The following is an 11,697-nucleotide window of genomic DNA, read 5'->3' as shown; positions in this document are numbered from 1 at the left end:
AATCTATAAATCACAAGAAGATTACTGACCTATATCCTCATAATTACAAAACGTTAATCACTGACGCTGTACAATAATATTTAGACTTCACAAGATGTACTTGCTCGGGCGGATACATTAAGTCAGTCAGTAGATAGTGATTTTATAACTGTAACAAGGGATCAAGTGGTTCGTTTTCAAGAATATGAAATCATGTATCCTAATGGTGTAAAGTTACGAGTACATACAGATAATTTAAACGAACTGTATTCATTAGTAAACTTAGTTTAATGTTTAGCTTGAGTAGTTCTCATCAATTCCACCTGTATAAATCAGCTTGTGATATGCGTAAGAGTTTTGATTCTTTGTGTGGCCTTGTTCAAAACGAGCTTAATCAAGTAGCTCATAATGGAAGTGTCTATATATTTATTAATCGCCGAGGCAATCAAATGAAGCTTTTGCATTGGGAGCCGGGCGGATTTGTGTTATATCACAAACGATTAGAGCAAGGTACTTTCGCCTTTCCAATACATAATAAAACACAAATTAGTTGGAGTGATTTAGTACTTATGGTAGAGGGAATCCAAGTTCTAAAAAGTAGTCAGAAAAGGCGGTATACTATGAAGTAAATACTCTTAAAACCTTGTGTGAATAAGGCTTTTGTCGTATATTTACTTCATGGAAATAGACTTAGAAAACTTATCAAAACAAGAACTTTTAGCGCTTATAAAAAAGCACTCAAAGACTATTTCCAAACAAGAGAAGGCAATCTCAAAGCAAGAACATAAAACATCTGTTTTAGAAGAGAAAAACACAGAATTAGAGCGTTTAGTCAAACTACTTCAGCGTATGAAGTTTGGTCAAAGTAGAGAGCGTTTTGAAGATCCTGATCAAATGGAACTTCCTTTTGAGGTTAAACAAATAACGAAAGAAGTACAGGAAGAGACGATCAAGCAAGAAATTACTTATTCTCGCGAAAAGAAGAAACATCCTGGAAGGGCTAAATTACCTGATAACTTACCAGTAGAAGTAGTAGAAATATACCCTGAAGGAGATTTTTCTGATATGATGTGTATCGGAAAAGAGATAACAGAAGTGTTAGATTACGTTCCAAGTTATTTTAGAATTATAGAATACATCCGATATAAATACGCTACTAAAGATAAAGACAATACCCAAATTAGTATTGGATTACTTCCAGAGCGAATCATCGACTGGATATTCCACTCTATACTGCACCACGAATCCGTTAAAGTGTACCACTTATTCCGACAAAGTGCACCACTTATTCCGACAAAGTATACCACTTATTCCGGTAAAGTGCACCAGTAGAGTTAGTTTTTTTATCAATAAACAATTGACATTCCGGCATATAGTGCACCACTTATTCCAAATCAAAGTACACCACTGAAGAGTATAAAATATTAATTAAGCTAATTTAGAATATGTTTTTAACCCTAACATTATTCTAAATATGGCTAATAAAACTCTTCCTATGCACAAAATAAAGCAAGTACTATTGTTTTTAGACAGAGGCGTTTCGCAAAGAAATATAGCTCTGCAAACAGGTATAAATCGTCGAACTATTGCATCCTATTTAGAGCTGGCACAACAAACTAATTATTCATTAGCGGAGCTAGTAGCTATGGAAGATAGTGATTTAGCGCAATGTTTAGTTTTAATAGAAAAAGACTCCATTTTAGATAATCAGCGTAGAGCTCATTTAGAATCTCTGTATTCTTATTTTTTGATAGAATTGAAAAAAATAGGTGTTACTAAATATTTATTATGGCAAGAGTATATCCTTGAAAATCCTGAAGGTTTTAAATATTCTCGTTTTTGTGAAATTTTGAGTGAGTTTTCAAAAGTAAAAGGAGCTACATTAAACTTTAGCCATGAACCAGGAGAATTAATTGAAGTAGATTTTGCGGGTGATAAATTAACTTACATAGATAGATCTACAGGAGAAATAATATCTTGTGCTGTACTAGTAATGATACTACCATTTAGCGGATTAACCTATGTAGAAGCTCTTATAGATGCAACTGTACCACAGATAATAAAAGCCTTGAACAATGGACTGGCTAGCTTCGGAGGGACTTCCAAATCCATTATATCTGACAATATGAAACAGTGGGTTAAAAAGGGGAATCGCTATGAACCAGAGTTTAATGAAACACTAGTGCAATGGGCTAATTATAACAATTTAAACCTATTAGCTACAAGACCATATCACCCCAAAGATAAAGCTTCCGTGGAGAATATGGTTAAAATCACTTATAGACGGGTGTACGCTAAGATAAGAAATGAAGAATTCTATTCTTTAAGATCTTTAAATAAAAGCATACTTGAAAAACTAGAGGAGCATCATGCACTTAACTTTCAAAAGAAAACTTTTAGCCGTAAAGAGTTATTTGAAGCAGAAGAAAAACAAACTTTACAAGCACTACCATTAACTCCTTATGTGTCTAAAAACTACACTCAAGCGAAGGTTCAAAAAAATTATCATGTAGTACTCGGAGAAGATTGGCATTACTATAGTGTCCCATATCGTTATATAGGTAAACAGGTTAGAATCATCTACTGTACGGACTATGTTGAAATCTATTTTGGCAATGAACGAATTGCAGCACATACACGAAGCTATTCAAAAGACCATTTCACTACAGAGCTTTCCCATCGTCCACATAATCATCAAGCCTTCTTAGAAAGCCAAACTTGGGATGCGAATCACTATCTAAAAGTAGCTTCTAAATATGGTCCAAATACAAAGCTGTATTTTCAAAAAGTTTTAGATAGCAAACCTAATATTGATCATACGTATCAAATATGTTTAGGTATCCTACGTCTAGCTAAATCCCATCCACAACGCATTGAAAAAGCTTGTACAAGAGCTTTAAAGGGAGTACGTTTCAATTATACTGTACTGAAGAATATCCTTGATAATAACATGGATATGGTAGAAGAACAAGAAACAGAGTTCAAGAAGATACCTGAACATGAAAACCTACGTGGAGCAAATGAGTATAAATAAACCTTAAAATATATTATTATGAACACAGAGAAAACAGTAGAACAACTAAAAAATCTACGCCTTACTGCCATGGCTAATCGTTACCAAGCTGCATGTTGGGTATTTCGGTCTGACCATGCCACTCATTTCGGTCAAATGGTGCCACTTTGAAAAGTCTTACAATAATACAAAAAAAGTTACATCAAACTTTAAAAGTTTGTCTTTCTCATAGAATCACCGTTAAGTTCAATTCTATGAGAAGAGTTTACGATACGATCTAAAACTGCGTCGGCTATAGTGTTCTCGCCAATTAATGGATACCATGCAGATACTGGTATTTGAGAAGATAGAACAATTGAGGCTTGATTATACCTTTGATCAACGATATCGAAGAGTACTTCCCTAATAAGATTATCAAAGGGTTGTAGTCCAAAATCATCAAGAATAAGTAAATCACATTTGAGTATTTTCTTCATTTCTCTTTGGTAAGTACCATCTATTTTACTTGATTTAAGTAGGTTAAAAAGGTTGGCTGTATTAAAATACAGGACTTTGTGTTCCATTAAACAAGCTTGATATCCCAGTGCTTGTGCTAAATAGCTCTTACCAACACCACTGGCTCCAGTTATAATAATGTTCTGTTTTTTAAGCATAAAATCTAATGTTGCTAATCGACTAAACATATTCTTATCTAAGTCTCTATGATGGGTATAGTTGATATCGGCTATACTAGTATTTTGCCTAAAATTAGCTTGTTTGATTAGTCTTTCTACTTTTCTATTCTGTCTGTTTTCATATTCGTGATCAGTTAATAATGCAATATATTCATCTATAGTAAAGGATGTTGTAGTATTGTCCTTTAGGTGTCTGCTGTGCAGTGTAGCCATATCGTTTAATCGCATAGCTTTTAGTTTTTCGATCGTTTGATTGTTATCCATATAATTGATTATTAAAGTTTATTGATAAGAAGAAGCTCCTCTGATATTATTATGCGAAGGGATGTGGGGAGTATTAGCATTGAGTTCTTGTATAGTTTCTTGGTTTAGATCCATCTTGTTCTTAAGGATGTTTTTGATATGGTGATAAGTAGCTATATTCTCTTTTAAAGCAAGTTCACAAGCTTTGTCAAGTCTATGTGAACCGTAACCTCGATGTAGTTGTATAATCCCTAAAACTCGTTTATAACCTATCTCTGGATACTCAACATTATCCAGTGTTTTTTCAACGCATTTAACCACATTCTCACCAAGTGTTTTAGCTTGCTTTTTAAAGTATTCTGGGCTCCAACTCGAGTAAAACTGATGTGTACTAGATAAGTGCTCTTTCTCAGTGGTATATACTCCTTTTGCAAAACTTCTTTTATGTGATGCTATACGCAAATGATTGTAATAGACCTCTACTGTAGTGTTGGTGTAATGAATAGTGGTTTGATTTCCGATATAGCGATAAGGGACACTGTAATAGCTCTTATCAGGCGAAAAATATACATAGCCTATCTTTTGAACTTTAGCTCTTGTATAATCCTTGATTTGATAATTACTACTAGGTAAAGGTTTAAGGTATTGTCTTTCTATGGATTGATAAAGTTCTACACGACTTGATTCTTTGCGTTGAAAAAGAAGATGATTATAATAAGTTAGTCTATTTTGTATCTCTTGGTTTAGTTCTTCTAAGCTAAAGAACGTCATTTCCCTAATGGGATAGGATATTCTTTGATACACTAGGTGAACTGCATTCTCTACAAGGGCTTTGTCTTGTGGAGAATAGGCTCTAGTAGGGTTTATAACACATCCGTAATGCGAAGCAAAATCTTTAAAACTTCTATTTATTGGTCACAGACCATAGTCAAAACTATGCACTTTAGTGCATTTAGCTTTCAGCTTCTAAAAATGTTTACCTTTGATATATGGTATACCAACGCACAAATGGCCATAGTGTCTCACGTTTAACAGCACATTTAGTATGGGCGACAAAGTATCGATATCCAGTATTGGAAGGTGATATTCAGATACGTTGTCGTAGTCTAATAATTCAAATTTGTGAAGCAGAAGATATTCAAATTCTAAAAGGAGTTGTTTCAAAAGATCATATTCATCTCCACATAGAGTATCGTCCTTCACAAAATCTGAGTAATATAGTCAAGTTGCTAAAAGGACGTACATCAAGAAAGTTACAAATTGAATTTCCTGTTTTGAAACAACGGTATTTGGGACGTCACTTTTGGGCGATAGGTTTTGGCTGTTGGAGTACGGGAAATATTACTGATGAAATGCTAAATGAATATTTAGAGCATCATCGTAAACCCAATGATAATGAGGGTAACTTTATACTTGAGTAAGTTGCTCCACCCAGGCAGACTTTAGTCTGCTTTAACAAACTATGGACTTTCAGTCCATAGTGGTTTATTTCAGCCTCATACTTACTAGAACGTGACACAGCGGATTTTAGATTGTCTGATACAATAGCTGATGGAACTCCTCCATAAAAACTAAGTGCATTAGCACAACACATTATTAAATCTTCTTTTTTCTGGCTTTTGCAGACTTGTACATAAGTGTACTGACTATGAGGTAGAATAGCCACAAATACTTCTACAGGTATTATTTCACCAGTACTCTTATCAACATAAGAGAGCTTCTTACCTGCAAAGTCGATATACATTTCTTTTCCAGGTTCATGTTCTAATTTCATAGAACCTTTTATCTCTTTATACTTTCGATTATAGTGTTCCATAAACTGAGTATAGCTATAGGGATTCACGACTGTATCAGCGTATTGACTATAATGATATAAAAAGGTAAAACCTGGGTGATTACGAGCTTTATTAACTGTTTCGAAGTACAGCATAAGCTCATTATGACGCTGAGTATCAACAGTTGTAAAACTTGAGAAAAGCTCTGATAATTGAGGTGTTTCAAACGATAACAATTGCTCTAATGAATAATCACTAGCAGCAAATAATTGCATATAGGTATTAATGGTGTTGCGGGAAATACCTAATGTATTGGCTATTTTTCGGTTGCTATAGCCATCTAAATGCAAGGTAATAATTTGTTTTAAGTCCATCGGATCAAGTTTATTAGCCATCTCTTATCGTTTTATAAACAACAAGATAGATGTAATTAACTTTCCAAAGTGGCACGGTTTGAACCGAAATAACTTTAAGAGTTATTTTTAGTGGCATAAATCAAACCGGAAATTGGCACCATTCGAAACGGAATAGTGGCACGGTTTGACCGAAATAGGTGGCACAAGTACTCCGAAATCACTGGCACTAATCGAACCGTAATATCCACATGTCAACTACCTATTCAAGAACAACAAAATATTCATGAACTACTAGCGAATATGACCCAAGCTGAAATAGAGTATAGAGAGGAAACTAAGACTAAAAGACTGTTAAAATCTAGTAAGCTGCGTTATAATGTTTTACCTGAGCAAATCATCTGTAATGAAGAGCGCGGACTTACAAGAGAACAAGTATTAAGACTTTCTGATTCTCTTTTTTTAGAAAAGTCTGAAAACATACTCATTACAGGTGCTACGGGGTGTGGTAAAAGCTTCTTAGCTTGTGCTATAGGCAGATCGGCTTGTATGTTAGGTTACAAAACTGCCTATTTTAGTATGAGTAACTTCATCGAGAACTTGGCTCAGACAAGATTAGATGGTACTTACCTTAAATGGATTAAGTATATCTCTAATCAACACCTACTAATCCTTGACGATTTTGGACTCAAACCTTTAACTCCAGACGCTAGATTAACACTGCTTGATATACTTGAAGATCGCTATGGAAAGAGTTGTACAATAATCACTTCTCAACTACCTATTGAGAGTTGGTATAACTTTATTGATGAGCCAACTTTAGCTGACGCGATACTTGACAGATTGACAGCTTCTGCACATCGATTAACTTTAAAAGGAAAATCTCTAAGAACAAGAAAAATTTAGTAAATTTGATAATATCAGTGAAGTACAAGATTTTTTATAAGAGGTAGTCTAACTGGTGTACTTTGTCGGAATGGTGGTGCACTTTCACCGGAATATACACTTGATACAGAGAAGGAAAAATCAGCTGAATTAGAAGAAAAAAATACAGAACTAGAGCGTCAAGTGAAACTACTTCAACGCATGAAGTTCGGTCAAAGCAGAGAACGCTTTGAAGACCCTAATCAAACTCAGTTACTCTTAGACGTTGAACAAGCAGTCTTAGAAGAACAAGAAGAAGTAATCAAACAAGAGATTACCTACTCTCGTGAGAAAAAGAAACATCCAGGACGAGCTAAACTGTCAGATTACTTACCTGTAGAAGAAACACATATCTATCCAGAAACAGACTACTCAGATATGATTTGCATTGGTAAGGAAATCACAGATATCTTAGATTATGTTCCAGGTTATTTTAAAATAAAGAGACTTATTAGATATAAATACGCTACTAAAGATAAAGACAATACTAACATTAGTATTGGCGATCTTCCAGAGCGAATTATTGATAAAGGAATAGCTTCAGAAGGACTTCTATCAACAATATTAGTTGACAAGTACGTAGATCACCTTCCTCTATATAGACAGAAGCAACGCTTTTCCAGAGAAAACATCGATATAGCTTCTTCTACAATAGATGGTTGGGTTGCTCAAAGTATGGATGCTTTAAAGCCTCTATACCAAAAGCTGGTGATGGACATCAAAAACGAAGGTTATCTTCAAGTTGATGAAACCACCATCAAAGTCTTAGATGAGAAAAAGAAAGACAAGTCTCATCTTGGGTATTATTGAGTGTATCACGCACCTATATCCAAACTCGTGATGTTTAATTACAGTCCTACTCGTGCCAGTAGCGCTGCACTACCTGTATTAGAAAACTTCAAAGGATATCTGCAAACTGATGGTTACGCAGGGTATAAAGCCTATGGAAATAAGTCAGATGTAACGCATCTTGGGTGTTGGACACATGCTCGTCGTGAATTTGAAAGAGCTCTAGATAATGATAAAACAAGAGCTCAACATGTACTTGCTCAAATACAGAAGCTATATGCTGTGGAACAACAAGCTAAAGAACAAAACTTAACGCCAAAGCAAATCAAAGAGCTTCGTCTGAAAGAGAGTTTACCTATTATCAACGAACTTGGTAAATATGTATTTACTCAAATGAAACTTACCTTACCTAAAAGTCAAATAGGTAAAGCCCTTGCTTACTCACAAACAAGATGGGATAATCTTAGTGCGTACTTATATGATGGAAACTTACAGATAGACAACAATCTTGTTGAAAACGCAATCAGACCAGTTTCACTGGGCCATAAAAACTACCTCTTTGCTGGTTCTAACGATGCAGCGCAAAGAGCGGCTATGGTATATACTTTTTTTGCTAACTGTAAAAAGCACGATGTTAATCCATACCAATGGCTTAAATATGTTCTTGAAAATATTCAATCCATAAACCACAAGAATATTACAGATTTATATCCTCATAACTACAAGAAACTTATCGTGGATAACGTAGAAGAATAATTATATCTCACAAGATGCACTTGCTCGAGGGCATACGTTAGTACAGCGTATGATGTTTTGTTTGTTTCTTCTGGTTTTGTTGGTTCACTACCTGAATTATCGTCTGATGAACACGATGCAAAAGCAAATAACCCTGCCATTACTAACGCTCCTATTGTTTTAGTACTAAAGATGTTTTGTTTCATTTTAAAAGATTTTTATTATGGTTTATGGTTTAACACGAATTACAACTTCGCTTTATCAGTTTTCTATTCTAAAGGAAATAAACACTAAATTTCTCCTCTATTTAGTTCAATATGTTTTATTATATAAAGTTTGATTCGCTACGCTTTTATTTATTTACTTTTTTGTCTTGACACTAAAAAGTAACAAAAAAAGTCAAGGCTGTAACTCCTAAACGGTCAATCTACGAAGCAAATTCTGAGACAAAATAAACTCCCTACGGTCAAACAGAATTTTGTCTCTAAGAATTTACTTCTATTGACACTCGCTTATCCATTAAGGCCGTAAGGTCGCTTCGCAAGATTATCTATCATAGAGAGATAATCATATATTAATTAGAAATAAGTTATCTGCTTAAGCCTAGCTATTCCTGTTCCCTTTTTCCTGTTCCCTGTTCTCTTCTAAAGAGACCAATTCACTTTAAAGTGAAGACTAAAGCCTTCGTTCTGTATTTTATAATTGTCGAAGATTTCACTGTTGAAAATGTTCTTTGCTTCTAGTCCGAAAGACAACTTCGGTGAATAGCTCCATACCATTCCTGCTGAGTGTAAGTTCTGATCTGGTATTACATAAGCATCAGCATTAATCTCTGCTTTACCCCATAATCCTAAGAAGCCATTTGGTTCAAACTCTTTAGGAATAAAGTCTAAGTAGTATGCCTTCACGAAGCTATAGTTATAATAAAACGAGAAGTTATCTCCTGCCTTAAACACATCCTTATGCGCTGTACGCAATCCTAAGTTAGCGAAGAAGTAAGGTGTATTTCTCAGACGAGAACCTTCATAGGTCTTGTCTTCTTTATCGTATAGTCTAAAGTCTTGGTAAGTAACGTTACCTGACAGTTTTAACCACTTTAAGACAGCATAAGTCGCATCTATCTCTACTCCTACCCCTTTAATCTTATCTATATTCTCATAGTTACCAAAAATACCTGTGTTAAGCAGCATAATCATATCGTGCGTACGTCTGTAGAACACATTAACTTCAGTCGTTAAGTTGGTTTGGTTGTTATAATTAAAGCCTAAGTTGTAGTTCCAACTGCGTTCAGGTTTTAAAGCAAAATTAGTACGAGTGAATGTTCCATCTCCAAAGAACTCATCTTGCTCCGGTAGACGCACAGCTAGTTCTCCTGAGAAGCGGGCATACATACGGTCGTTAAACTGAAACTTTAAAGACTCTGAGAATCCCCAATTACCCTTTGTTTTAGAGCGTTGTTGTTCCATCTGTGTATCTCCGTGCATACTCTCATATCCTTCTGTACGCAGGTAGTAATACTTCGCTGACACGTCATTAGTCAAACGATCATCTAGGGCATATAATCTCCAATTAAGCCCTGTAATCCACTTCTGAAATACTACAGAGCGCTGTAGCATATCTACCTTAGAGAATGGAAACGTCTCCCCGAAAGGATCAGAACCACGACGTGTAGAGGTATTATAAACAGAGTTTAACTCTAGATAACCATTGTCTAAACGATAAGACAGATTAGTACGTGAAATAAAGTTGTGGTAACGCAATTTCTTTAAACTACCACTTGATGTAGCTTCCCCATTCTTACTTGCTACAGGAGTAAACTTCCCTCTCCAATCATAGAATCCCTTAATGGTATCTGTATAGCTAGAGTGTAATGTGTTATACACTAAGAACTGATCTAACTTTAAGTCTTTATCTAAGAACGATTTGCGGTAACGAAGGGTAGGCACAACAGAGTTCATATTACTAGTCACTCCTCCGAACGGATAGTTCATCGTCATCCCGTAGTTATGCTGTTTATTAATGTAAAAACTAGATACAGTCAAACGCAATTCGTCTGCCCAAGTCTTGTTTTTCACTCCTACAAAACCTTCTACAAAACCATTAGCAAAGCGGTTGTGAAACAGTCTGTGTTTCTCTTTACGTGTCTGTGCTGTCTCTGGATCAGTATAAGGCACATTGACTTTATAATCGTTATCAGAGTAATTAATAAAGCTATTTATCCCTCCGAATAATCCCGTCTCTTTATCTTGAAAGTAAGCGTTTAGGGTACCTCTGTGTGTATTATACGAACCGATCTGATAAGAGACATCCACTGACTGATTACTCTCAGGTTCTTTTGTCACGATGTTGACAGCACCTCCTAAAGCATCTGATCCTAGTGACACTGGTACTACTCCTTTATATATCTCAATGCGGTCTATCATAGTCGGCGGAACTACTGAGAAGCTAAACGCATTCCCTAAATAGTCCATCGGTACTCCATCTCTAAAATACTTAATCGACTTCCCTTCAAAACCGTTTAACATCAGACTAGCATTATTTCCTAATCCACCTGTCTGTCTAACGCGTACCCCTACTGCTCTATTCATTAACTCGATCACACTAGACGGCTGTTGCTTCATTGCTTTTACATCAAGCACTGTAGCACGTACTGGTTGACGACTTTCTTTCTGCGCTTTTGACTCCTTCTGAATAATCACTTCGTTTAATCCTGTGCTCTTAAGTGTATCTTGCTGTGCTAATACTCCGTTTGAGTTAAAAAAAACAACTGCGACTAAGGATAAAGTAAGGTATGGTATTTTCATATTGACATCGCTTATAGACAGTCTCTATACTAAGACTATCTCTTTTATTGACAGGGCAAAATTAGGTATCCCTTCGCTAGAGCACTGACGCAATAAGGAATATAAAAGACGTGGGAAGGAGTATTATTTAGATTGATTAAAAACTTATGTTGTTTGTTTTGTGATGTTGTGATGTTGTGAGGATGTGAGGGTGTGATGTCGTGATGCTGTGATGTTGTGAGGATGTGATGCTGTGATGTCGTGAGGGTGTGAGGGTGTGAGGTTGTGAGGGTGTGAGGTTGTGAGGATGTGAGGGTGTGATGTCGTGAGGGTGTGAGGTTGTGAGGATGTGAGGGTGTGATGTCGTGATGCTGTGAGGGTGTGATGTTGTGATGTTGTGATGCTGTGATGTTGTGAGGTAGGTTTTTT

10 protein-coding genes and 1 pseudogene are annotated in these 11,697 nt (G+C 35.7%); 6 read left to right on the top strand and 5 right to left on the bottom strand.

Going from position 1 to position 11,697, the window contains the following annotated elements:
- Positions 1-269 precede the first annotated feature (269 nt).
- The 3 genes from tnpB (at position 270) to istA (ending at position 3,013) form a co-directional block, all read left to right on the top strand.
- Entirely contained in the window at positions 270-608 is a 339-nt protein-coding gene (tnpB, locus tag CF599_RS20090; protein ID WP_121967092.1) for an IS66 family insertion sequence element accessory protein TnpB, read from the top strand.
- Between the two features lie 49 nt (positions 609-657).
- Positions 658-1,311 (top strand): IS66 family transposase zinc-finger binding domain-containing protein, encoded by a 654-nt coding sequence (locus CF599_RS16655; protein WP_254050348.1) that lies wholly within the window; start codon positions 658-660, stop codon positions 1,309-1,311.
- Positions 1,312-1,453: 142 nt separating this feature from the next.
- Positions 1,454-3,013: an IS21 family transposase gene (gene istA / locus CF599_RS16650; protein WP_254050347.1), complete on the top strand. Its 1,560-nt coding sequence runs from the start codon at positions 1,454-1,456 to the stop codon at positions 3,011-3,013.
- Positions 3,014-3,201: 188 nt separating this feature from the next.
- On the opposite strand, the gene istB (CF599_RS16640) is transcribed toward istA, so the two are convergent.
- Positions 3,202-3,930: an IS21-like element helper ATPase IstB gene (istB, locus tag CF599_RS16640; protein WP_121967091.1), complete on the bottom strand. Its 729-nt coding sequence runs from the start codon at positions 3,928-3,930 to the stop codon at positions 3,202-3,204.
- An 18-nt stretch (positions 3,931-3,948) separates the two neighbouring features.
- Complete coding sequence (locus CF599_RS16635) at positions 3,949-4,680, bottom strand: transposase (RefSeq protein WP_254050346.1); 732 nt, start codon at positions 4,678-4,680, stop codon at positions 3,949-3,951.
- A gap of 218 nt (positions 4,681-4,898) precedes the next feature.
- Between CF599_RS16635 and tnpA the strand changes: the two genes are divergently transcribed.
- On the top strand, positions 4,899-5,330 hold the full coding sequence (gene tnpA / locus CF599_RS16630; RefSeq protein WP_121967090.1) for an IS200/IS605 family transposase: 432 nt from the start codon (positions 4,899-4,901) through the stop codon (positions 5,328-5,330).
- On the opposite strand, the gene CF599_RS16625 is transcribed toward tnpA, so the two are convergent.
- Positions 5,285-6,079 (bottom strand): LuxR C-terminal-related transcriptional regulator, encoded by a 795-nt coding sequence (locus CF599_RS16625; protein ID WP_254050345.1) that lies wholly within the window; start codon positions 6,077-6,079, stop codon positions 5,285-5,287. The genes tnpA and CF599_RS16625 overlap by 46 nt on opposite strands.
- A gap of 135 nt (positions 6,080-6,214) precedes the next feature.
- On the opposite strand from CF599_RS16625, the gene istB (CF599_RS16620) reads away from it, so the two are divergent.
- Positions 6,215-6,943: an IS21-like element helper ATPase IstB gene (gene istB, locus CF599_RS16620; protein WP_254050344.1), complete on the top strand. Its 729-nt coding sequence runs from the start codon at positions 6,215-6,217 to the stop codon at positions 6,941-6,943.
- Between the two features lie 36 nt (positions 6,944-6,979).
- Positions 6,980-8,506: pseudogene (locus CF599_RS16615) on the top strand (IS66 family transposase).
- Here CF599_RS16615 and CF599_RS16610 read toward each other — a convergent pair.
- Together CF599_RS16610 and CF599_RS16605 are read right to left on the bottom strand one after the other, a co-directional pair.
- Positions 8,470-8,691, bottom strand: a complete 222-nt coding sequence (locus CF599_RS16610; protein WP_121967089.1) for a hypothetical protein — start codon at positions 8,689-8,691, stop codon at positions 8,470-8,472. The pseudogene CF599_RS16615 and the gene CF599_RS16610 overlap by 37 nt on opposite strands.
- 438 nt (positions 8,692-9,129) lie before the next feature.
- Positions 9,130-11,289: a TonB-dependent receptor domain-containing protein gene (locus CF599_RS16605; RefSeq protein ID WP_121967088.1), complete on the bottom strand. Its 2,160-nt coding sequence runs from the start codon at positions 11,287-11,289 to the stop codon at positions 9,130-9,132.
- Positions 11,290-11,697: the final 408 nt, after the last annotated feature.

Source organism: Myroides sp. N17-2 (assembly GCF_002286775.1).
Taxonomy (GTDB): domain Bacteria; phylum Bacteroidota; class Bacteroidia; order Flavobacteriales; family Flavobacteriaceae; genus Flavobacterium.
Note: the sequence above shows the minus strand (reverse complement) of the source record. Positions and strands in the feature narration are given on the sequence as shown.

Coding starts and splice junctions, on each gene's coding strand:
- tnpA (WP_121967090.1), top strand. CDS start 4,899: ATGGTATACCAACGCACAAATGGCCATAGTGTCTCACGTTTAACAGCA.
- CF599_RS16605 (WP_121967088.1), bottom strand. CDS start 11,289: ATGAAAATACCATACCTTACTTTATCCTTAGTCGCAGTTGTTTTTTTT.
- CF599_RS16625 (WP_254050345.1), bottom strand. CDS start 6,079: ATGGCTAATAAACTTGATCCGATGGACTTAAAACAAATTATTACCTTG.
- CF599_RS16635 (WP_254050346.1), bottom strand. CDS start 4,680: ATGACGTTCTTTAGCTTAGAAGAACTAAACCAAGAGATACAAAATAGA.
- istA (WP_254050347.1), top strand. CDS start 1,454: ATGGCTAATAAAACTCTTCCTATGCACAAAATAAAGCAAGTACTATTG.
- tnpB (WP_121967092.1), top strand. CDS start 270: ATGTTTAGCTTGAGTAGTTCTCATCAATTCCACCTGTATAAATCAGCT.
- istB (WP_121967091.1), bottom strand. CDS start 3,930: ATGGATAACAATCAAACGATCGAAAAACTAAAAGCTATGCGATTAAAC.
- CF599_RS16655 (WP_254050348.1), top strand. CDS start 658: ATGGAAATAGACTTAGAAAACTTATCAAAACAAGAACTTTTAGCGCTT.
- CF599_RS16610 (WP_121967089.1), bottom strand. CDS start 8,691: ATGAAACAAAACATCTTTAGTACTAAAACAATAGGAGCGTTAGTAATG.